Source organism: Gemmobacter caeruleus, assembly GCF_008271655.1.
Taxonomy (GTDB): domain Bacteria; phylum Pseudomonadota; class Alphaproteobacteria; order Rhodobacterales; family Rhodobacteraceae; genus Gemmobacter; species Gemmobacter caeruleus.
The window spans coordinates 16,246-38,439 of record NZ_VKKX01000008.1; the positions used below are offsets into that span (position 1 = coordinate 16,246).

Here is a 22,194-nt window from a genome sequence, read left to right on the forward strand (position 1 = left end):
TTGATATTGTTGTATTTCGTAGTTATTGAGGGCGAGTTTCCCCGCCCTCGGGGGCTCAGATCACTCCGCAGCCATCATCGCGGTGCTTTCCACAGGCAGATCGGCCATCAGGAAGGCGGGCAAGTCGATCTCAGCGTCAATTTCAGCAGCGCCCAAGGGTTCTTCGTTCAAAGCCCCCTGCCCTTCTGCTGCGTCATCCCCGTCCAGAGCGGCAAGATCACTACGCCGCAGAACCTCCGGCAACCAGCCGCTGCCCTTGAGCAAGCGCTCGGCTTCCGTCGCCATCTCGCCCTTCTTCAGATGGTCGAGCAGCTGTGCGGTGCCCTCCCCCTTCGCCTCACGCACAGCTTCAAGGATACGCGCCTTGGGAACACGGTTCAGGTAATTGTCCGGTGTCGGCTCCCAGCCTGCCGCTACCATATCAAGATCGACAGCTTCAGCCACGATCTCAGACTGCGCCATGCGGCGGACCAACCCACTGGCCGAGATGCCCGCCCCATAGGGGTTCACCTTCTCATGCAGAGCATTAATCCCGAAGCTCAGGCAATGCGCCAGCAGAGACAGACGGCTGGCCTGATCGAGGGCCGAGAGATAGTCCCAAAGCACGGCATCGTCGCCAAGCGGCAGATCGGCCTCCCAGGCAGCATGACGATCGTCCACCGCCTTGGCCACCGGACTATCCTTCAGATCGGGGGCCTGTGCTGACATGTAGACGGGGCGCACAGATGCCTCCAAGCAACTGCCCGAAGCCCCGGAACTGCGGAAGGTGTCATTGACCAGCTTCATCAGCAGAAGGGTCAGGGCAACGTCAGGCGAACGCCCAATCGCCTCCCGCAAGGCGAGGGTGCGATGTGCGGTCAGCTCCATCACCAGGCGCTCCGGCAAAGGCTTCAACGCGCCATCGTCCTCATCGTCTGGCAGACCGGCACTGATCGGCTGGCCCCCGGAAGTGATGATGGTGGTCGCAGACGAACCAGAGGGAAGCTGATAAGCCGAGACACCATCATCGGCCCCCTGCCCTTCCGCACCCAGTTCATCGCCAAAGTTGGCCACGGTCTCTTCGCGAGGCTCATCCTCCGGCCGGACATAGCCGCGATGGGCAGCCAGGTTGCCATCCCGATCCAGCGTTACGAATACGCCGGCACGACCAACCTCGGCCGCATCAAAATTCAGCGGGCGCCGCTCGAAGGCTTCCATGGCAGCTTCCAGCTCGCCGAGCCGGGCGTCGATCTCTTCGGGGTATTCGTCCTGACCAGAGTATTCCTCTTCCAGTGCGCGATACTCGGCGAGCAGCTTGGCGTGCTCTGCAGCTTCATCAGCGCTCAGCGGTGAAGGATCGCCAACAAGACGCCGCAGACCGTGACTGTAGCCGTAAGGCAGATCGGTTGACACCTCGATCCACTTCCAACCCTCAGCGGCGATTGCCTGGGCCTCGGCTTGCAGCTTGTCCGCGACCAAACGGTCGAGCAGGGCAGGGTCCTCCAACCAGCCGCCATCATCGCCTTGGAAGAGATCACGCAAGACAACGCCACCCGCAGCATCATAGACATCAACACCGACAAACACTGCGCGCCGATCGGAGGCCCGCACAGAGGTCTCAGTCAACATGCGCCGGATGGAATAGGGCTCCTTGTTCCAGGAGTTCTTCACCGCATCCCAGACCTGCACCTGACGCGCGTGATCGGGGTTCACCGTGAAGGCAATCAGCTGTTCCAGCGTCATGCCATCCTCGGCGTAGACCTCGAGCAGGGCAGGGGCCACGGACGCGAGTTTCAACCGCTGTTTCACGATCTGCGGCGTCACAAAGAAGGCCGCCGCGATCGCCTCCTCACCCTGACCCTTATCGCGCAAAGCAACAAAGGCGCGGAACTGATCGAGCGGGTGCAACGCAACGCGCTGCATGTTTTCAGCCAGGGAATCGTCCTCGGCCAGAATATCTGATGTCACATCACGCAACACACAAGGCACAGGCGCCGTCTTTGCCAAACGCTTCTGCTTTACCAGCAGCGACAGCGCCTGAAAGCGTCGACCGCCAGCCGGGATCTCGAACTTGCCGGTCTCGACGCCATCGGCATCTAATACAGGCCGCACGCTGAGGCCTTGCAACAACCCACGGCGAGCGATGTCCTCGGCCAACTCTTCTACCGACACACCGGCCTTGATGCGCCGGACGTTGGACTGGCTCAGCACCAGCTTATCAAAGGGGATGTCCCGTGAGGACGACAGGGTGATCTTCTGGGCAGCTTGGGCCATCAGGTTTTCTCCACGACGGGCGCCGGGAGCCACTCTCCCGATCTCACTTCCCGCCACCCTCAAACCAACCATTCTCTCACTTTCGTACTGGATATAGGTGCTAACGACAGACCGGCAGGGCGGCGCGTTTCAGTTGGATGATTTATGTACCAACGCAAAGTTGGCCATGGCCAACTCTTGTCTTGGCGCAACCGGCTAGGATTCTCGATAGGTAGTTGTCTGGGCTTTTGACCTGGTCGATCTTGCAGGCCATTTGATCTGCCACCTGAATCGCTTTTTCTAGGCCAAGCACAGACACCGCCCTACCCAACAGAGCGCTGTCTATTCTCAGCATCTTACCAAACTCAAATAGCAGCTGTAGGAGGCCGTGTTCTGTGGTGGGGTAGTCTGGATAAAAGGCCGGGATTTCGGTCAAGCAAGCCCATAGCTCTGTCATCGTGCGCGGGAAGGTTTTTTTTGTATATGATTTTTGAGTCTCTTTGTGCCGGACATTTTGCCCGTCTGAGGCGGTCGGTTTGTTCGAGTTAGAAGGCGGGGCTTGTTCTTGGCGTTGTTCGTGTTGCAGATCGTTGGCCGTGGCCAACTCTTCCAAATGCGGTACGCTTGGAGTGACTACCTTACTTTGCAGGATGCATTTGAGTCTGCTGATGACGCTGCTTGCCTGAAGTACAGTGACTCCGGTTCGACGCATAAAGTTGCGGGCGGCTTCGACGAACTCTAGGGTCTCGCCGTGCAGGCATAGGGAGAGGCATTCACCGCGCAGTTTTTGGATGTAGGCTTTCATGCCTCGAAGTTCGTCGGCTTCCTGACGATGTTTCTGAGACAGTGCAAGGATTTCGCCAGACCGTGCGAGCAGGGGCGACAGGTCGATGCCGAACGCGCCGATGACTTTACCGTTGCGCATAATTGGGAATCGTTTGCCGTTGGCGCTGTCTCGCCGTTGGATTAGGTTCGCAGCTTCAAGTTTCTCAAGGTGTCGCCGAAGTTGCCTGTCCGTTATGCCTTTCGCGCGGAAACATAAAGTGTCGTTGCAAGCGAACACGGTCAGCAGGGTGAGTGGCGTGATTGGGCTGTCATTCCCTGTTTTCGGATCGTTGCAGGGAAGGCAGCTCAAGAGTGCGTCAAGCACAACGACTGAAGGCGGCCGCAGGCCCAGTGCGCGACCTGTGGTGTTGACCGCCGCCATAAGCGCGCGCCGCGTTACAGGTACGAAGTGTGGCTGGTGTTCGATCGTGCCAATACCGGCGAAAGAATCGAAGATTGAAGGCGCACAACTCAGGTGTGCCTCGACCTCGATGGTCGTGACTGCTTCTTGTTCCATCTGTTTTCAGACAGCAAAAGGATACCGGTCACCGAAATCGGTGTTGCAGTGATTCGATTTTTTGGGTACCAATAGATTGCGAGTAAATCGGGACCCTCTGGAGTGCTTCACCGCCTTCGGGGGGTTTCTTTTTGCGCTACGTCTGCCTCCTTTTTGATTGTTTCTTGCCTGTTTGACTAGGGTTGACCATGGCCAACCCTATAAAGATCAATCACTTAACCGTTTCGGCGTCATGATTTTTCTTTCCACTCCTTGTAGAGGCGCTCAAGCTGCGTCTCCACGAAGTTGATGAACCCGCGCTCCTTTTTGTCGGAAACCTCGATCAAAAGACGTTGGCCTTTGGACCTGAAAGCCACCGAAGTTGCGTGCATCTTGTTGAGCGGGGCAGGGGAGGGGCCCTTGGCGGCAGACTCCGCTGCGTTCTGCTGTGCATCCGCAACCTTCTGCAGCGCATCGATGACAGCGCTGAGCTTCTCTGCCGCAGTGCCTTCTTCAGGAACAAGCAAGAGGACAGAACTGTCTGAAGGGGCGTTTTCGGTTTTGACCAGACGACGCAGTTCCAGCCATGGGCGACGGCCTGCTTCATGCGCGGCGCCAATTTTGTAGATCACTGCGTCGGGCACGTCTCGGGCAACGCCAATCAGTTTGCTTAGCGTTCCCTTGTCGACAGCTAGCACATCGCCGATCTCGGCCCGGGTGAAGCCCTGGTCCTCTAGCTTGGTGGCGAAAATGGCTTGTTCGATGAAGCTGCGTTCTAGGCGCGCAGAGTTTTCCAGGGCCTGTGAGACAAGCGCCTCACGGTGGTCCATTTCCTTGACATAAGCCTTGACCTTGATCCCAAGCACGCGGCACGCGGCAATTCTGCGGCGTCCGTAAACCACCTCATAGCGAGGGCCAGGGCCACGGCGATAGCGGAGCAGTGCAGGGAGCTGTTGTCCTGATGTCCTGATAGACTCGATCAGATCATCAAGCCCTTCGGATACGTCAAAACGATCCGCGATTTCAGAATCGCCGATCTCATTGACATCTACGTCCTGGGCGGCTTGTGCCGAGACCTGAGAAAGGACGTCTGACATGCTCCTCAGGGAACGAGGCGAGCTTTCGTCCACCTTCGACCCGGCCTCGGCAGCAACCAAAGGCTTTGAGCCCATTTGTGCTAGGCTCTTGGCAAGAAGATCACGCTTCATTTGTGCCCCCTCGACCCCATGCTGACTGGATCATCTTTTCAATGTCATTTGAAAAGCTCATCACCGACTCTAGGGCTCGCTCATAAGTCTTTCGGTTCTTGGTCGTAGCGAGGTCCACTTCGAAGATTGTCTTCTGCGAAAGGCCGGCCTCGCTAACCGCCGAAGACTTCACGAAGGGCGTCTTGATCACACTGTCGCCTAGCAATTGCCTGAGCCATTCAGACAAGTCCTGCTGCGTGCTGATAGCGGTGTCGAAGCGCGTCAGGAGGTAGGCGAAATTGTCATACGCGCCGATGCCACCGTTCGAGTACAGGACTTCCAACACGCCCGACGCCATCGTCAGGAACTGGCTGGCCGAGGCCAGGTCGACACGCTCAGGGATGATGGTCATGAGAAGCGACGTCGATGCACAGACCGCCGCCATCGTCAGATAGCCAAGCTGAGGCGGGCAGTCGATTAAAACGATGTCATAATCGTCTTCAACCTGTCGTAGCGAGTCGCGGATCCGATTGAAGAAGACGGGTTGTTCGCCACGGCTCAGCGCGGTTGGAGTTTCGGTTTCGAATTCCGAGAGCATGATCCCGCCGGGCACTAGATCGAGGTTCGGGAAGTAGGTCTTGCGCAAAACGTCCACGATAGGCACCCGGGACGTTTCGCCATCGTTGTAGCGAATTGCATCATACAGCGTGCCGCCGTGACGGAAGTCGATCTCTGGCTGGTATCCAAAGAAGGTCGTCAGTGAGGCCTGAGGATCTGCATCGACCAAACACACACGGTATCCACGCAGGGCGAGCCTCATCCCGAGAGTCACGGTGGTCGTAGTTTTGCTGGATCCGCCCTTGAAGTTGACGGTTGACCAGATCTGAAGCTTGTCACCTTGTCGCCGACCGGGAAGGAACTGAAACGGATCCTTTGCATTCTGAGCCAGAATGTTGCGGATCTGGAGAATGTTCTCGGCGGAATAAAGGCGCTTGTTACCCGGTCCCTGTTCGACTTCTGGAATTCTGCCGTCGAAATGCGCCTTGCGCAGATAGCCGTCGCTCACCCGCAACAACTCTCCGACCTCTGCGCTTGTGAAGGCGCGGAGTGTCTTTTCTTCCTTTGGTGCCAGAAAAAGCTTCGACATATGTTCAAGGGCTTCAGAAAGCCGCTCTGCGTCTGCCTTGAGCTTGTCATGCAACACTTGGTGCATCATCATTCGCCTGTCTCGAGACATCTCTTAAGCGTTACCCGTGATCTGCAGTCGATCGGTGCCAGCAGGAACGCAGTGGACGTCGTTTTCTTAGTTTTCGCGTTACAGATATGACGCCCGTCGGGAAGAAACTCAAGGCAAATCTTGTGCAGCTATCTTGTGCTTTCTGCGGACCATGGCACCATATGATGCGAAAAGGCTAACGTGACCTGTTAAAGATTGGGTGTAGGACATTGTAAAGATTACAGAAAATGTCGCGAGACTTATCCACAGGACCCGACGCCCTTGAACCTACGCGTGATGCTTGGAAAATCTCTGACCAGGCTCAGTAACGCTGTAGCAGACCTGACCACGGCAATCGTGTTCGCGTGAGCATCGCAAGCGATTCTTCGTCTGAGCCCGTCGGTAGAATGCCTTTTGGCCTATTGGGCACCGAAAAGCGTTACCTAATACAACAGTCTCAACTTCTTCGCCCGCTCCAAGATCATCTTGACCGATGACGGCTCCCACTTGCTGCGGCCCCTAGGTGTCCGTTCGCGCATGGTCTCTAGCCGGTCGCAGATGGCTTGAAGAGTCATCTTGGGATCTGCGCCTTTGATGCCCGCGACGATGGCGGGCAGGCGATCATCCTTGTCGGATGCGGTCGCACGGGAAAGGACAGTGTCTGGCAGCAGGCCTTCGCGGACGAAGGTTTTGGCAGCACGGATCAGGCGGGGCAGGGACCAAGGCTGCGCCTCGCTCGGCAGACCTGAATTGACGATGCGCAGCACGTCTTCCCAAGGCAGGCCCGGTCTCAGACGGCGCACTTCCGGCACCCACTGTTCAGCACTGGCATTCAGTTTCTGGAAATGGCTTTCCACTCGCGCGGCTCTTGCCTTGCGGATTGCCACGGGGTCGCCCGCCTTTAGGCCTGGGTTGCCGCCAACCCGCCCTTCTGCCTTCGCAGATCGCAACCCGGCCTTGGTGCGCTCGCGTATCAAGGCCCGTTCAAACTCGGCGGCCGCACCCAGAACCTGCAAGGTGAACTTGCCCTGAGGCGACGCCGTGTCGATTGGATCCTGCAAGGATCGGAAATGTGCGCCTTTCGCCTCCAACCGCTCAATGATCTCCAAGAGGTGAGAGAGTGAACGGGCCAGGCGGTCGATCCGAACCACGACAAGTGTATCGCCAACGCGCAGTTGATCCAGCACACGCGCCAGAACAGGCCGGGTGCGACTGCCGCCCGAGGCTTGCTCTTCGGCAATTTCCACGCAGCCTGCGGAGCGCAACTCCAGAACTTGGGGCAGGGCGGTTTGATCTTCGGTGGAAATACGCGCGTATCCGATGAGTGGCACGGGGCAGGGGGCCTCTTTTGCAATTGCGGATGTCATGAGTAAACGACCGTTTATAAACGGACGCAAGCCCGATCTCTGTGGCGCCATTCCTTCGAAACCTCTTAGTTTGCTTGCCCGCTGAGCTATTGGGGTGGTCATGCGAGGTCGCACCCGCGCATTCTATATAAGGAGAGGTGAGGGCGCCCCCGAATTTACTTGGGTAGTGAGCATAATGCGCGTATTTTGCACACATGAAGCCTCACCCTATTTACATTCCTGACGAATTTGACGGCATCGGCTACACAAAGGTTGAGGCCGATGACCCGTCCGATCAGGATTTGTGGTTCCTACCCGGTCCGTTGGAAGAGGAGCCCGACGTCCTGCCTCCCGGACCGCGGGCCGAGCGATCGGAAACCTCGATCCTCGACGATTGGGCCCGGGCCGAATCCGGGCTTGCCGCGCGTCTGGCTCGGACTGCCGGCCGGCTTGGCGCGCTGGACGATCGGTTGCGACGCGGACCGGTGGGTTGGCGACACCGGCTGGCATTGCTGGAAGCGGCAGACCTCAGCTGGTTCGTGGGCGAACGGATCGGTGCCGATCGTTTGGCGCTCTGGATTGCGCTTCGACTTTCAGGCGCACAAGAAGACGCCGGAGCTTTGAGCCGCCTCGGTTGGGCCGTGCGCCGCTTGACGGGTGGGTGTCGCGTAGCCCTTAAATGCGGTATGCGAAAGTCAACAAATTCAACGGGGCGGCTTTGCCATTAAATATGTTATCTTGCCTTTAAATCCGACATACTTGCCGTTAAATCTGACACAGGGTTCACGGGGTTAGACGGTTGGCAGCGATAGAAGGTAATGACGAAGAAGGTGGCGATGCTGGTGCTGAGGCGCTGCGCCGGGCATCGGTCCTTCGACCGCTTGTACAGGCGTATCTCAACCGCACCGGGAGCCTGGAGAGCGGCATACGTGATGCAGTCTGGGAGCTTGGCGTCAGCAAGACCACAGTTTGGCGCTGGATCCGTAGGCTTGCAGAGGAAGGTGGCCGGACAAGCGCTCTTGTTCCCCGCAAACGTGGTCGACCCACGGGGTCGGTCATGGTGCCCGGTGATGTCGAGGGCATCATCGAAGACCATCTGACTCGATACTACCTTCGGCGAGAACGCCCCAGCCTAGCGCGAGTTGTGACAGACATCCGGAGTGCCTGCCTTGAGAGGGGGCTTCAGCCCCCGACGCGCCGAACCGTTCAGCGACGGCTTGATGCAATGGATGCCCGCGAAGTCATGAAAGCGCGCGAGGGCGCAAAGGTAGCGCGCCAAAGGTTTGCGCCGGTGACGGGAAGGAACAGATCAGAACGACCGCTGGACGTTGTGCAGATCGATCACACACCAGCGGACATCATCCTTGTCGACAGTTTCGAGCGCAAACCCATCGGCCGGCCTTGGGTGACCTTGGCGATTGACATCGCCACGCGCATGGTTACGGGATACCACGTCAGCTTTGAAGCGCCGTCTCGCCTTTCGGTGGCTTTGTGCCTCACGCGTGCTATTGCGCCCAAAGCAGAGTTTTTGGCCGATCTCGAGTGTGCTGTCCCGTGGCCCGCGCAGGGCAAGCCCGACAGCATTCACGTCGACAATGGCCGCGATTTTCGATCCCGTGCCTTTCAATCGGCTTGCGCAGAATGGGGGATCAATCTGGTCTATCGCCCGCCGGGAAGTCCTCACTTTGGTGGGCATGTCGAGCGGCTGATCGGGACCATGATGGGTGCGGTGCATCTCCTGCCAGGAACAACGCAGTCGTCGGTCGCGGCCAAGGGCGGCTATGATGCGGAAGCCATGGCGGCGATGACCTTGCGAGAGTTTGATCGGTGGTTTGCCTTGGAAATCTGTCGCTACAACAACAGCATTCATTCGAGCCTTGGCTGCACACCCGTCGCCAAGTGGGAAGCGCTCGCCGGGGAAATGTCCGGCGACATCCCTTTCGACATGGAGGCGTTTCGGGTGAGTTTCCTGCCAAGTGAGCTGCGGCAGGTGCGTCGTGACGGCATCCACCTGTTCGACCTGCGCTACTGGTCCGACGCCCTCGCGGGCTATGTCGGTCGCCGGGACGGAAAGGTGGTCGTACGCTACGATCCCCGCGATCTCTCGGCCGTCTGGGTCGAACTGGACGGCGGCAGATGTGTCGAGGCCCGGTACCGCAACCTGGAAATCCCGCCGGTGTCACTCTGGGAATACCGCGAGGCCATGCAAAAGGCACGGGCCATGGGGAAAGTGGGCACGAATGAACTGGTTCTCGCCGAATTGATCCGGCAGCAACGCCAAATCGAGGGTAAAAGCCGCGCGCTCACCAAGGCAGAGCGCCGATCCCGTGAAAGGAATTCTTCGATGAAGGGTCTGGTCACCGATGATCGGGTGTCGGAGGGGCTGCGACCAGTCGACACCGGTGATACATCGCGCCCCATGTTTAAGGTGGAGCGCTGGTGAATTGAGGGCAGAAACAATAGAAGACGGCCGTATCGCCCTCATTCAATCGGACATCTGGATCGGCTTTCCGAGGGCGGAACAAGTGCTGGACCGGCTGCAAGGTCTCATCGAGATGCCACGGCAGACTCGAATGCCGGGCCTTCTCGTGCATGGGGCATCCGGCATCGGCAAGACGATGATCGCCCGCAACCTGTCGCGCAGGTATGCGCCGGAATATGATCCGGAGACAGGTATCACGCGCACTGCGCTGCTTCTTTTGCAGGCACCACCGGCCCCGGACGAGCGTCGGTTCTATATGCACATCCTCGCTGCCGTCGGCGCTCCGTCATCGGCGCTAAGCGTGCGGGCCCAGAGTGTCGCCTCGCTTGAGGTCCGCGTTGTTGGCCTTCTTCGCGACCTCGGACTTCGGATGATCATGATCGACGAAGTCCACAACCTCCTCGCGGGAACCCATCGCGAACAACGCCGCTTCCTGAATGTTCTACGTTATCTCAGCAATGAACTCGAGGTATCGCTGATTTGCTTCGGAGTCAGCGAAGCGGTCGATGCCATTCGTGGCGATGTCCAACTCGCGCGACGCCTAGACGAACACCACCTGCCGAACTGGCGCGATGATGCGGAGTTCTCGGATATGATCCAGACCCTAATCGCGGCCATGCCGCTCGCGAAGAAGTCCAATCTGAAGGTTAAATCGCTCAAGCAGATACTGGCTCTGACCAGCGGGGTGACCTCGCGCATCTTTTCTTTGGTCAAGGACCTGTCTATCGACGCAATCGTCACCGGTCAGGAATGCATCACTGACGATGCAGTTGCTAAATGGACACCGGTTTGGTCGCGCCATGCGAATGCCCAACGGCGGCTTGAGAAGGCCAGAGCTTGAAGCAGCGCCCGTTGCCGAAAACTGTCGCGCCTATTGCGGATGAGCTGCTTTCTGGATGGCTGACGCGACTGGCGGTCACCAACCATTGTGAGGTCGACGAACTCTTGGCGCATATCGGAGTCGAGACGCGACAGGTCGCCATGCTGGATTTTGAAGTTGAGGTGGCCGCGGCCACAGCAGAAAAGATATCGATTGCGGCCCGTGTTGCCGCTGAAACTGTTCAGTCCCTTACCTTTGGGACAATGACCCAAACCGAAGCCCTTATGACGGCGCAGGTTGCGTTCCAGTCGTGTCCCGACTGCTCTCGGCGTGGCATAGCGCTCAAACAGTGGCGGAAGTTGTGGGCATTCGACTGCCAGATCTGCGGCACCCGACTCCTTTCGATCCTCATCAAGCCTGATCGCAACCGACTATCCGAAAAGCTGGTGCGTCGTGCCCGAAGCGGGGCAGGGCTGCTCGAAAGCGCGGTGACGTCCAACTGCGCCAACAAACTTCGACGCGCCATGCGAGCGGCCACCTATGCCAAGGCGCTCAAGTCCGTTCGCGCCGATACGGCCTTTGCCCTTCAAAGTCCCAGACCCGACGTGAGACTCTTCTGCCTTGCCGCCATCGCTGCAGCTCAGTCACGTCCACTTGTTAAAGCGGCAATGTTCAGCACTGGCCTCGATGGGTACGCAAGAGTTGCCTTGCTTCGTGCGTTTGAAAAGGAGCCCCGCCTTCTTGCCGCAGTTGACCGGATCGTACTGCGAAACAGGGAAAGACCCCAACGAGCCGGCGTCTGAATGCCACGTTTAAGGGCAACAAACGCTGCCCAACGCGCGGTGTGTCGGATTTAAAGGCAACGCGACAACCGGGCCAACATCGAAGTCGAGAGCGCATACAATCCGGCTGCACGTAGCCCTGTCGGTGCCATAGGCCTTGGCCAGCTTATGCCGGATACCGCCCGCGACCTCGGCGTTGACCCACATGACATTGCGCAGAACCTCGACGGATCAGCCCGCTACTTGCTGATGATGCTCGACCAGTTCGGCGAGGGCTCTCTGGCCCTTGCGGCGTACAACGCTGGCCCTGAGGCGGTCACACGCCACGGCGGCATCCCCCCTTTTCGAGAAACCCAAGGGCATGTGGCCCGTGTGACTGCCGTGTTTGAGCGGCTCAGAGGAGATCTTTCATGACATCGAGGAAACGTCAAAGCGTGCTCCGCACGCGGGCGATCACCGCGTCCGGCGCGATGGCCCTTATCTTGCTGGCGGGTCCTGCGCTTGCACAGAGCATCGACCTCTCGCCGGTACAGACCCTGCTTCAAGGCATTGTCGATGCGATCACCGGTCCCTTGGGGATCGTGATTGGCACGCTCGCACTGATCGGGGTGTTCCTTTCCTGGCTCTTTGGCATCCTCGACTTTCGTCAGGCGCTTTGGGTCGTGGTTGCAATCGCGGGCATCGCCGCAGCACCCACCATCGTCGCCGCCATCTGGACCACCTGAGCAATCCCGGAGTTCTTGGCCATGGCTGACCAGTCCCGCGTGTTCATCGGCCTTCTCAGGCCACCCAAGCTGATGGGCTTGCCGATCATGTACGCAATGGTCTGGCTCTTCGGCTCGACGCTTCTGTTCCTCTGGGTGCAGAGCTGGGTGGTGGCTGTGTTCGCCGGGCTGGCCTGGCCGGCGCTCTGGAAGGCCGCAGACTGGGATCCGAACTTCCTCGATGTCCTGGTGATCACCCTGCAGGAAACCCCGCCCACGACGAACCGCAAGCTGCACGGAGGCGACAGCTATGCCCCGTGATGGAATTGCCGATGAGGTTGAGAACGCCATCGATCCACTGACCGCGCTACCCGCATGGGTCAAGGGCGAGAAGCGGCTCTCAATGATGCTGCCTTATGTGAGCCTCGTGAACGACCGAACGATCCGGACACGCGGCAACGAACTGATGCAGTGCATCCGCCTCGAAGGGGTGAACAGCACCACGAGCGAGAACGGGCATCTCGACCGGATCGGAGGGTTGCTGGCTGGCATCGTCGCGCAGGTGGGGACGGAGTTCTCCTTCTACCTGCACAAGGTCTCGAAAGCGGTCGATGTGACCCTGCCGCCCATTCCGGGCGAGGGGTTTGCTGCCGCCCTCGACAAACGATGGCACGCGCATCTCGGCCGCGCGGGCTTGCGCGACAAGACGCTGACCCTGACCGTGCTGAAGCGACCTGAGACCGGCAGCCGCTTGCCGTTCGGACTTGGGGCGTCTCGCTCGCGACATGCGGCTGACACCACCCGCCGCTTGCGCAAGCTCGACGAGGTTGTGGGGTTTCTGCTGTCGTCCTTCGATGAGCTGAAGCCCCGCCTGCTCGCTGCAAGCACCGGAGAGCTTCTGGGCTTCCTCGGTTCACTCAACACGGGCGAGGAGCACCCGCTCTTTCCCCGGTCGCGCCTCGGTGTGATCGCCGAGGACGTAGCCAATACGCGCGTCACCTTCCGCGGCACGACCATCGCACTCTCGGACGGTGCCGTCGGCGACAAGCTCGGGGCGATCTTTGCGGTGAAGAACTACCCCGCCAAGACCGATAGCCTGATGCTCGACGAGTTGAATCTGCCCGTCGACATGGTGGTCACGCACTCTTTTGTGCCGATCAACGCCAACATCATGGCGGGCCGGATCAAGCGGCAGCTGCGGCTAATGCAGGCCGCCAATGACGGAGCCGTCAGTCTCGCCCAGGAACTGGAACTCGCGCAGGACGATCTGGAATCCAAACGCCTGATCTTCGGCGAGCACCACATGACCGTGGCCGTCTATGCCCGCACCCAGACTGCGCTTGACGATATCGCGGCCGAGATCCGCAACATCTCCGCCACTTCCGGGATCAACCTGATCTCGGAAGCCTTCGGGGCACGGGCGCATTTCATGGCGCAGCATCCCGGGAACACAGGGGCGCGCAGCCGCAAGGCCGCAATCACGAACCACAACTTCGCCGATCTCGCCACCTTCCACCGCACCCCGCTCGGAAAGACAGGGCGGGAAGTCCCCTGGGGCGTGCCGATCACACTCTTCCCGACGCCAGAGCGCAGTGGTTTTCGCTTCAACTTCCACGAACAGGGCGCGCCGGATCGCGAGCCCACGGGAGGCCACACGCTGATCCTCGGCCGTCCCGGCTCCGGGAAATCCGTCCTGGCGGCTTTCCTGATGACCATGGCACGGCGGGCAGGTGCGCGGGTCTTCGTATTCGACTATCGCGCGGGCATGGAGATGGCCGTCCGCGCGCTCGGCGGCAGCTATTCGACGGTGCGGGCAGGGCGACCCACGGGTCTGAACCCTCTGCAAACCGAGATCGACGCCCGCGGGCAGGCCTGGCTTGCCGACTGGCTTGCAAGTCTTCTCGAGCGCCGCGACCGGCCTCTGACCCCGGTGCAGACCAACCGACTGCAGGAGGTGGTACGCCAGAACGCGAGCGCAGGACATGCGGGCCTACGGAACTGGTTGGATTTCGCCTCGCTGCTGGTCTCGACCGATGACGAGGGCGATCTCTTCGAGCGTATGCAGGAATGGACGGCCGAGGGTCGCTACGGCTGGATCTTCGGGGCCAATGCCGAGGACAGTTTCAGCATCGATGGAGACGTCGCGGGCTTTGACCTCACCGGCATCCTCGATTCCGAGAGCGAGCGGGAACGCATGGCGGTCCTGTCCTACCTCTTCCGCCGGGTCGAGCGGGTGATCGAGGACCGCAAGCCCACCATCATCGTCATCGACGAGGCATGGAAAGCCCTCGACAACGCCTACTTTGCGGAGCGCCTCAGCAACTGGCTGGTGACCGCCCGCAAGCAGAACGCCGTCGTCGTGATGATGACGCAATATGCCAGCCAGCTCGAGCGCACGCGCACCGGCAAGACCATCGTGGAAGCGGTGCCGACGCAGGTGCTCTTGCCCAACATTCGTGCTTGCGCCGCTGACTACGCGATGCTCGGCCTGACCGAGAAAGAGCTCGACGTGCTTCTGGGCGTCGGCTCGGCCTCGCGGCTCGCGCTTGTACGCGACGACCGTGGTTCCGTCGTGATCGATGCCGATCTCAGCGCGCTCGGCCCGCTCGTGACCATCCTTGGCGGAATGGAGAAGGGCGAAGCGCTTGTCGGCGCCGATTATCGCGAACGTCCTGATTTCTGGAGAGTGACATGACCCGTACCATCATTCGCAGCGTCGTGCTGCTCGGGCTCGGCCTGACCCTGACAGCCTGTGCGCAGCATAACCCCCCGCAAGCCAACTGCTTCAATTTTCGCGAGGCTCCTGCGCAGGCAGGAACCGCCACCGCCACGATCTCGACCATGGGGGCGGAGGTTACGCGCCGCGACACGGCCTGCGATTTCGTCCTCTTGGGGGCGGGCGGCTGAGCCAATGCGGACCTGGCTTCCTCTCTCGATGATCGGCTTTGCACTGGCAGGTCCCACGGCGGGGCCAGCGGTCGCCCAAGGCGTGCCGACCTTCGATCTGCGCCTCTTCGCAGAGCGGCAGGCCATCCTTGAGCAGACCGATCGGGACCTGGCATTGCAGCAGGACCGGCTAAGCCGCGAGGAGGAACTGGCCGAAATCGAGCGCCAGCAACTCGCCTCCCTCGAAGGGCTGATGGATGCCATGTCGCTTGGCGCTGGAGACGTGGCCGGAACCGTGGCAGGGCTCGAGGCGGGGCAGGGGGCGGTAGACGACGTCGAAAGCGCGGCCGCCAGTCTTTATGCACCCGAGGACACCAATCCAGCGGCAGCGCGGATGTTCGGCGATGCCAGGGAGGGGATCGAGGAGCTGATCATCCGCGCAGCACGCGACACCCATAGTCTGTCCGGGGTCGGCCGCGCAGGTCTTTCGCTCGTGCAATGGCGCTGTCTCTTGCAGGCGCTGATCTGGCAGGAAAGCCGTTTCCAGATCGGGGCACGCTCACCCGTGGGTGCCTTCGGACTTACCCAGATCATGCCCGATACCGCGGGCGATCTCGGGATCTACCCGGCCTATTACGACGATCCTTATCTGCAGGTCACCGGCGGTGCGCGATACCTCGCACAAATGCTGAACATGTTCGATGGCAACATTATCCATGCGCTCGCCGCCTATAACGCCGGGCCGGGCAATGTGCAGGATTATGGCGGTGTGCCACCCTTCGCGGAAACCCAGCATTATGTCGTGGTGATCCCGCAGCAGTACAACAGCTACCTCGCGGCCGTAGGCGGCATCGATGCGCTCGGCACCATCGACCCTGTGCTCCTCGCCAACGCGAGTTTCAGCCTCTCGGCCCACGGCGCAGGGGTCTATGGCGACTATTCGCTGGTTTCGGTCCGTGCCGCCGCCCTGCGGGTTCAGGACATCATCACCCGCATCGGTGAGACCGAGGATCTCCACGAGGCCATCGCGCTCAACACCTATGCCCGGGCCGAACTGGCCCGGCTGGTCGCAATCCGGACCCGGATCAAGGCCGCCCGAACCGAGCCACTCAGCGCCGAGCAGATCGCCTTGGCGGCAGCGCAAGCTGTCGAGCGGCAATACATGGATTTCAGTCAGGAGGATTTGCGTTGAACCTGCGCCTGCCCCGTTCCCTTTTCGCCGGTAGCATCGCTCTCGCGCTCGCCCTCAATGTCACCGGACCTGTCGCGGCACAGGGTGTGCCCACGGTGGACACCCAGAACATTGCTCAGGAAATCCGCCAGCTTCAACAGATGCTGCAGGATTTCGGGATCCAGACCGATCTTCTGGACAATGCGTTGGAGCAACTGGGCATGCTGCAAAGCCAACTCGATCAGCTGAACGAGATGTATGCCTCGCTCACCGGGCCGCGCAGCATCCTCGGACTTGCCATGGGCGGGGACCTCGATACCTTGCTTGAGGCCAACTTCGAAGACATCCCCGGCCTGATCCGAGGCATCCAGGCGGGCAATTGGAGCGCTCTCATCGGGCCCAATGCCGGGCCCATGCGCACGCAGATGGAACAGGCGCTGGCAAGCGCCGGGTTCGACGAGGATTCACTCCGCGAGATCGCCACCAGCGGCAATCCGGGCGCCGAAGGCGTGGCCACGCGGGCCACCACAGGTGCTGTGATGTCGGCGGCGGCGCAGAACAGCCACGCAGAGGCGGAACAGTCTCTCGAACGGGTGGAACGTCTGGTCGAGATGATCCCCGACATGGAGGATCTCAAAGCCTCGATGGATCATAACACACGCGTCACGGCGGAACTCGCCATCGCCATGACCCGGATGTGGGAGCTGGAAGCGATCCAAACCCTAGGCGCAGGCAATGCAGGCGTGGTCGACGCCGCCACGGTTGCCGAAGAACGCCGCTACATGGACTTCACCTTGCCGGATCTTGAGCCATGAGTGGGGCAGGGGTGATGACTGCGCGCGAGCTCGTGGAAGAGGAACTTGTCTACGGTGCCCTGCGCCGGGAACAGCTTTGGCGGATGATCGGCATTTCCGGGGCAGGCTTTGGCGTATTCGGCTGTTTGACGGCTGCGGCTGTCGCGCTGATGGTCGAGACGCCGCCTCCCGTGGTTGTGCCCTACGATCCCGCGACCGGGATGGCGCTCCCCAATGCCACGGTTGAAACCGTGTCGCTCGCCGAACGGCCTGCCGTGATCGAAGCGCAAATCTACCGCTACATTTTCGACCGCGAAACCTACAACCAGCTCGACAACGATCTTCGTGTCCGCCGTGTCCTGGCACAGTCTTCCGGATCGGCCGAGGCCAGCATGCGCGCGATGTGGACATCGGAGCAGGACAGCTATCCGCCGACGCGTTACGGGGCTGCGGCCGAGATGGCTGTCGAGATCGCATCGATCACCCTTATTGGCGATAACCGCGCCCAGGTGCGGCTCAGAAAGCGCCTGACCAGCCCTCAGGGGGTACAGGATGGATCGTTCACTGCCACGTTGATGTTCGAATTCCGGCCCGAGCGGACCCGCGCGATCGACGATGTTTGGCAAAACCCTTTCGGTTTCACCGTTACCCAATATGCCATCCGATCGGACCGTTCCGAATGACTCGCACTCCAATCTCTGCGCTGCTGGCCGCCAGTATTCTCGCGTTCGCGGGAACGACTGCTTTGGCCGAAACTACGCCCCGCCCAGGTTCTCATGACAATCGCGTGCGCGTCGCGACCTGGACTGAAGGCCAGGTTTACCGTGTCGTCACGACTCTGACCCGCGTCACCACAGTCGAATTCGGTGAGGGTGAAACCATCCGCTCGATCATCGCCGGCGATACGGTCGGGTTTCAGTTCGACGGTGTCCCGGGTGGCCGTGCCTTCGCCATCAAGCCGACAGCATCTAACGTCGCCACCAACATCACCGTCTACACCAACCGCCGCTCCTACTACTTCCATGTCGTCGAAGCCCGGGAGACGCCGCATTATGTTGTGCAGTTCCGCTATCCTGAAAACCGCGTGCAACCCACCAGGGCGGTTGCGGCCGATGCGCCGAATGCGAACTATGCGGTCAGCGCCCGAGAAGAGTTCACGCCGACGGCCATCTGGGATGATGGTACCTTCACGTATTTCCGGTTCGCACGGAATGCGCCGGTGCCCGCCATCTTCCGATATTCGAACGGCAGGGAACGCGCGGTCAACAGCCAAGCCTTGAGTGACGGCGTCATCCGCGTGTCCGGCGTCAACCGACAATGGGTCCTTCGCCTTGGCGAAGAGGTGATTTGCGTCCAGGACGCAGGACAGGCCACATCATGACCGAAGGTACGGAAGACCTCGCCGCGCGCCTCGCGGCTCTCGAAGGATCGACGGGCAAAGCGAAGGCCAACAAGCGGCCTGCGCCGCTTGCCGCGATCCTTGGAGTCGTCGGCATCGCCGCAGCAGGTGGTCTGGCGTGGGCCGCCCTGCAGCCGTCGGCAGAAACACCAATGGCGACCGCCGCGCCGGAAGAGTTCCAGAGCAGCGGCCCCGGATTCGGAGATCTGGCGCCGATTTCTGCCCCGGAGCCCAGCCAAGCCCCGACTGCGGACACAGGTCCGAGCGAGTCGGAACTCGCGCTGATGGAAAGTCTTGCGACATTGAGAGCGGAACTCAAGGACCTGCGCGCAAGACCGGCCGAGGCCGCGGATAGCGGGGCGGAGCAGGCTATTGCCGACCTGACGGCGCAAATTGCCACCTTACAGGAAGCATCCGCCGAGGCTCAGCGGGCCCTCGAGCGGCAACTGACCGAGCGGGATCGCGAATTGGATCAGCTCCGCATGGACTTGGAGCTTGCACGGCTTGCACCACCAGAGCCGACCTCATTGGGACCAAGTGAAGAAGAATTGCGGCTGGCCGAACTCGAAAGGCGGCGCGCTGCTGAAGCTGAGGCCCGCGCAGAGCGTATCGCGTCTCCTATGATCGCGTTCTCCGGGATGGGCGCAGGTGCGGATAGGGAGAATACGCTGGAAGCCGCACGTCTGAATGCAGATGAAGCCTTTGTTCGTTCGGGCGCGCAACCTGCACAGGTGACACGTGCCGAAGTGATCGCTAACCCATCGAACACGGTTGTTCAGGGCACCATGATTCAGGCTGTGACAGAGACGGCCCTCGACAGCACACTGCCCGGCGCGATCCGCGCCATCGTTTCGGAAGACGTCCATTCTTTCGATGGAACGCGTATCCTGATCCCGCGCGGCGCGCGGCTGATCGGGCGCTACCGCTCCGATGTCGCACTCGCCCAATCGCGCGTCATGGTGGCCTGGGACCGGATCATCCTTCCCGATAATCAGACCGTTCAGATCAGCGCCTTCGGTGGAGACGAACTCGGCCGTACTGGCACCACCGGGTTTGTCGACACCCGTTTCGCGCAACGCTTCGGCTCCGCCGCGCTGATCTCCTTGATCGGCGCCCTGCCTGCGGCTGCAGCGGGTCAAATCGACAGCGAGGCGGCGGCCGATGTTGCGAGTGATGTCGGCACCGATCTGCGCGATAGTACGCAAAGCGTGATGCAGGACTATCTGGCGATCCGGCCGGTGATACATGTCGATCAGGGTACACGGATCACGGTCATGGTTGATCGTGACCTCGAGATTTTCTGACATGGCTGCAAGTTATCTGGAAGCGTCGCTCGACCGTTTCGGCCCCGAGATCCTGCGCGACGACATGATCGAGATCTGCATCAATCCCGACGGACAAGTCTGGGGCGAATTCCAGGGCGATCACTTCATGCGAGGTCTCGGCAGCCCGCTGAGCCAGACCGAGATCAAGGACCTCGGCAACCAGATCGCCTCCGCTGCCTCGACGACGCTCAGCACGAAGAAGCCCATTGTCTCGGTCTCAATCCTATATCGAGATCGCCCGATCCGCGCGCAGGTAATCCAGCCGCCGGCAGTCGAGGGCGGGTTTTCGATATCGTTGCGGTTTTTCTCCTCCCTGCCGCTAGAGGCGATCCGGCTCGGATTTCTCTATGGCAAGGAGCGCAGCCTTGAGGGTCTGCGCCGGGAACGGAACGCCGCGCTGCGCGATGTGGTGAGGTCCGGCGACATCGACGCCGCGCTGCGCTTCTGCGTCGAGAACAAGCTCAACATAATCGTTTCGGGCGGTACATCGACCGGCAAAACGGTCGCGGCGCGCAAGATCCTCTCGCTGATCGCACCCGAGGAACGGATCATCACCATCGAGGAGGCGGCCGAATTGCGGCCCGAGCAGCCGAATGCCGTAACGCTGATCGCCGACCGGGACACCGAGGCCCGCAGCGCCGATGTGCTTCTGGCCTCCACCCTGCGGATGCGGCCCGACCGGATCGTATTGGGCGAGGTCCGTGGCCGCGAGGCCATGACCTTCCTCGAGGCGATCAACACCGGGCATGGCGGCTCACTGACCACCTTGCACGCCGAGACCCCGCAACTCGCTGTCCGCCGCCTCGCCATCGCTGCGCTGAAGACCGATGTGCCGATGACCTATGCCGACATGGTCGATTATATTGAGGGCTCGATCGACGTGATCATACAGGCAGGCCGCCATGAAGGCGCGCGCGGGATCACCGAGTTCTTTCTCCCGGGGCAAACCACAGATTTGAACCTCGACACGGTCGACGGCACAGGCAACAAGAGCCCCTCCGTTGCCGCTGAGTAAAAAAGGACCCCCCCAGATGCGAAAACCAATTCTCGCACTCATGCTTGCCGCCTTGGCGGGTCCCCTTATGGCGCAGACTTCGCCTCCGATCTCAAACGATCTCACGGTCGATATGTCGCCTCAAAAGTACCGGATTTGCAACGATCGTCCGGCGCGCCCGACCTGGATGGACGAAATCAATCCGCGGGAAGCCTACAAGGCGCTGACGTTGATGCGTCTCTACGAGTTGCGGTCATGGGAGACGATCAACGAAAGTGGCGATTGCGGCTGTGATGTGCGCTTCCCGTCTTGGGATGCCGCTTCGACCGAGTACGAGGAACAGTTCGCGAGCAACACCCAAGCGGAGCACACTCAAGCCCAATTGGCCCTCCGCAACGAACAGAACCAGATCGCCCGCGCCGTCCAGGATATCTGCGAAGCGCAAGGCAACTGGTAATGAGCATCGTCAGCTGGATGGTTGGAACCGCCGACGGCTTCCTCGCCGATGCGGCCGAGTCCCAGTTCGGGACCGTGGCGAGCAATACCGGCACGATCGTCCTGCTGATGGTCACGCTTTCGCTGATCGGCGTCTGCGTCAACATGGCATTCCAGTTCCGCAGCATGGATGGGGCAAGTTTCTTCTGGTACCTGATCAAGCTGATGCTGATAGGGGTCTTCGCTTTCAACTGGGCCAACTTCAACGCTGTCGCAAATGCAGTCATTGGTGGGCTCGACTATGTGGCGGGCGCACTGATTTCATCAGTCGGGGGCGGCGGGGCGGGCGCTACCTATTTCGCAGCCGAATTCGACCGATTGATTACAGAGTTCAGCCAATACCTTAACGCTATCGGCAACAACCTCAACTGGATGACCGGAGCGATCCTCGGCGGCATTGGCCTGGTGCTCCTCAGCCTTCTCGGCTTCATGACCGGCATCGTACTCATCTTCGCCAAGATGATGCTGACACTTATGCTTGGCCTCGCTCCGATCATGATCGCACTGTCGCTCTTCGACGCGACCAAGGATTTCTTCCATAGGTGGGTCTCGACGACGGTCAGCTATGCTTTCTACCCCATCGTCATCGCAGCGATGTTTTCGACCGTCGTCGGCATGGCGAATTCGCTGCTGGCCCAACTCGGTGAGCCAAACTCGGCAACCAACATCGGCGCGCTCGTACCGTTCTTCGTCATGGTCTTTCTGGCGAAGGGTTTCGTCGCAGCAACACCCCTGATCGTGCGCGGTATCTCGGGTAACCTGATGGTGGCTGCGGCACCCGCTGTGATCGCAGGATCGACCGGGATCATGCGGGGGATCTTCAATACAGCGGGCGTCAAAGGGAGGTCACGGATCGGGGCGTTGACTACCGGTGAAGTGATTGGACGAGGTGTTGTGGAGAGTCCAGCGGCTATGCGGGCGGCGGCAGCGACGGTCGGTATACAGGTGGTTAGGATGGCCGAGCGTGCGAAACGATTGAGTCAATAAGTGTAGAGGAGGTTCTTGTCAGAACACTATTCGTTGTGGTCGTAGGCGCATTT

Annotated in this window: 20 protein-coding genes and 2 pseudogenes; 17 read left to right on the forward strand and 5 right to left on the reverse strand. The window is 60.5% G+C overall.

All coding sequences use genetic code 11. The annotated features are described in order from the left end of the window. Nucleotides 1–60: 60 nt before the first annotated feature. From FOA17_RS02075 to FOA17_RS02095, 5 genes are all read right to left on the reverse strand, one after another. On the reverse strand, nt 61–2,253 hold the full coding sequence (locus FOA17_RS02075) for a ParB/RepB/Spo0J family partition protein (RefSeq protein ID WP_108437632.1): 2,193 nt from the start codon (nt 2,251–2,253) through the stop codon (nt 61–63). 142 nt (nt 2,254–2,395) lie between these two features. Continuing rightward, a complete protein-coding gene (locus FOA17_RS02080; protein WP_238991698.1) occupies nt 2,396–3,574 on the reverse strand; it encodes a helix-turn-helix domain-containing protein in 1,179 nt (392 codons plus the stop codon). 230 nt (nt 3,575–3,804) lie between these two features. After that, entirely contained in the window at nt 3,805–4,761 is a 957-nt protein-coding gene (gene repB, locus FOA17_RS02085) for a plasmid partitioning protein RepB (protein WP_108437633.1), read from the reverse strand. Further along, on the reverse strand, nt 4,751–5,959 hold the full coding sequence (gene repA / locus FOA17_RS02090) for a plasmid partitioning protein RepA (protein WP_008030564.1): 1,209 nt from the start codon (nt 5,957–5,959) through the stop codon (nt 4,751–4,753). The genes repB and repA overlap by 11 nt, the downstream gene beginning before the upstream one ends. A 440-nt stretch (nt 5,960–6,399) precedes the next feature. Beyond that, nucleotides 6,400–7,287, reverse strand: coding sequence for a recombinase family protein (locus tag FOA17_RS02095; RefSeq protein ID WP_203232255.1), 888 nt, complete (start codon nt 7,285–7,287; stop codon nt 6,400–6,402). Nucleotides 7,288–7,517: 230 nt separating this feature from the next. Here FOA17_RS02095 and FOA17_RS02100 point away from each other — a divergent pair. From FOA17_RS02100 to FOA17_RS02180, 17 genes and pseudogenes are all read left to right on the forward strand, one after another. After that, nucleotides 7,518–7,964: pseudogene (locus FOA17_RS02100) on the forward strand (hypothetical protein); the annotation flags it as partial. 395 nt (nt 7,965–8,359) lie between these two features. Then, a complete protein-coding gene (locus FOA17_RS02105) occupies nt 8,360–9,745 on the forward strand; it encodes a Mu transposase C-terminal domain-containing protein (RefSeq protein WP_275259722.1) in 1,386 nt (461 codons plus the stop codon). Next, entirely contained in the window at nt 9,705–10,625 is a 921-nt protein-coding gene (locus FOA17_RS02110) for a TniB family NTP-binding protein (RefSeq protein ID WP_275259723.1), read from the forward strand. Before FOA17_RS02105 ends, FOA17_RS02110 begins: the two co-directional genes overlap by 41 nt. Beyond that, nucleotides 10,622–11,407, forward strand: coding sequence for a TniQ family protein (locus tag FOA17_RS02115; protein WP_149139847.1), 786 nt, complete (start codon nt 10,622–10,624; stop codon nt 11,405–11,407). Before FOA17_RS02110 ends, FOA17_RS02115 begins: the two co-directional genes overlap by 4 nt. 69 nt (nt 11,408–11,476) lie before the next feature. Beyond that, nucleotides 11,477–11,800, forward strand: a pseudogene (locus FOA17_RS02120) (lytic transglycosylase domain-containing protein); the annotation flags it as partial. Further along, nucleotides 11,797–12,111, forward strand: coding sequence for a TrbC/VirB2 family protein (locus tag FOA17_RS02125; protein ID WP_051692172.1), 315 nt, complete (start codon nt 11,797–11,799; stop codon nt 12,109–12,111). The pseudogene FOA17_RS02120 and the gene FOA17_RS02125, both read left to right, overlap by 4 nt. 21 nt (nt 12,112–12,132) lie before the next feature. Further along, nucleotides 12,133–12,411 (forward strand): VirB3 family type IV secretion system protein, encoded by a 279-nt coding sequence (locus tag FOA17_RS02130; protein ID WP_009574151.1) that lies wholly within the window; start codon nt 12,133–12,135, stop codon nt 12,409–12,411. Beyond that, nucleotides 12,401–14,785, forward strand: a complete 2,385-nt coding sequence (locus tag FOA17_RS02135) for a VirB4 family type IV secretion/conjugal transfer ATPase (protein ID WP_149139848.1) — start codon at nt 12,401–12,403, stop codon at nt 14,783–14,785. Before FOA17_RS02130 ends, FOA17_RS02135 begins: the two co-directional genes overlap by 11 nt. Beyond that, complete coding sequence (locus FOA17_RS02140) at nt 14,782–14,997, forward strand: hypothetical protein (RefSeq protein WP_028095514.1); 216 nt, start codon at nt 14,782–14,784, stop codon at nt 14,995–14,997. The genes FOA17_RS02135 and FOA17_RS02140 overlap by 4 nt, the downstream gene beginning before the upstream one ends. A 4-nt stretch (nt 14,998–15,001) precedes the next feature. Then, nucleotides 15,002–16,168 carry a lytic transglycosylase domain-containing protein gene (locus tag FOA17_RS02145; protein ID WP_149139849.1) on the forward strand — a complete coding sequence of 389 codons (1,167 nt, stop codon included), beginning with the start codon at nt 15,002–15,004 and terminating at the stop codon, nt 16,166–16,168. After that, nucleotides 16,165–16,962 (forward strand): type IV secretion system protein, encoded by a 798-nt coding sequence (locus FOA17_RS02150; protein ID WP_149139850.1) that lies wholly within the window; start codon nt 16,165–16,167, stop codon nt 16,960–16,962. Before FOA17_RS02145 ends, FOA17_RS02150 begins: the two co-directional genes overlap by 4 nt. Nucleotides 16,963–16,976: 14 nt before the next feature. Further along, nucleotides 16,977–17,624: a VirB8 family type IV secretion system protein gene (locus FOA17_RS02155; protein WP_149139851.1), complete on the forward strand. Its 648-nt coding sequence runs from the start codon at nt 16,977–16,979 to the stop codon at nt 17,622–17,624. Then, on the forward strand, nt 17,621–18,322 hold the full coding sequence (locus FOA17_RS02160; protein ID WP_149139852.1) for a TrbG/VirB9 family P-type conjugative transfer protein: 702 nt from the start codon (nt 17,621–17,623) through the stop codon (nt 18,320–18,322). Before FOA17_RS02155 ends, FOA17_RS02160 begins: the two co-directional genes overlap by 4 nt. Beyond that, the gene (locus FOA17_RS02165) at nt 18,319–19,644 is read left to right on the forward strand and encodes a TraB/TrbI/VirB10 family type IV secretion system protein (protein WP_149139853.1); all 1,326 of its coding nucleotides are present in this window, start codon (nt 18,319–18,321) and stop codon (nt 19,642–19,644) included. Before FOA17_RS02160 ends, FOA17_RS02165 begins: the two co-directional genes overlap by 4 nt. Nucleotide 19,645: 1 nt before the next feature. Continuing rightward, nucleotides 19,646–20,680 (forward strand): ATPase, T2SS/T4P/T4SS family, encoded by a 1,035-nt coding sequence (locus FOA17_RS02170; protein WP_149139854.1) that lies wholly within the window; start codon nt 19,646–19,648, stop codon nt 20,678–20,680. Nucleotides 20,681–20,696: 16 nt separating this feature from the next. After that, the gene (locus tag FOA17_RS02175; RefSeq protein WP_149139855.1) at nt 20,697–21,116 is read left to right on the forward strand and encodes a hypothetical protein; all 420 of its coding nucleotides are present in this window, start codon (nt 20,697–20,699) and stop codon (nt 21,114–21,116) included. Further along, a complete protein-coding gene (locus FOA17_RS02180) occupies nt 21,116–22,141 on the forward strand; it encodes a TrbL/VirB6 family protein (protein WP_149139856.1) in 1,026 nt (341 codons plus the stop codon). The genes FOA17_RS02175 and FOA17_RS02180 overlap by 1 nt, the downstream gene beginning before the upstream one ends. The last annotated feature ends 53 nt before the right edge of the window (nt 22,142–22,194 follow it).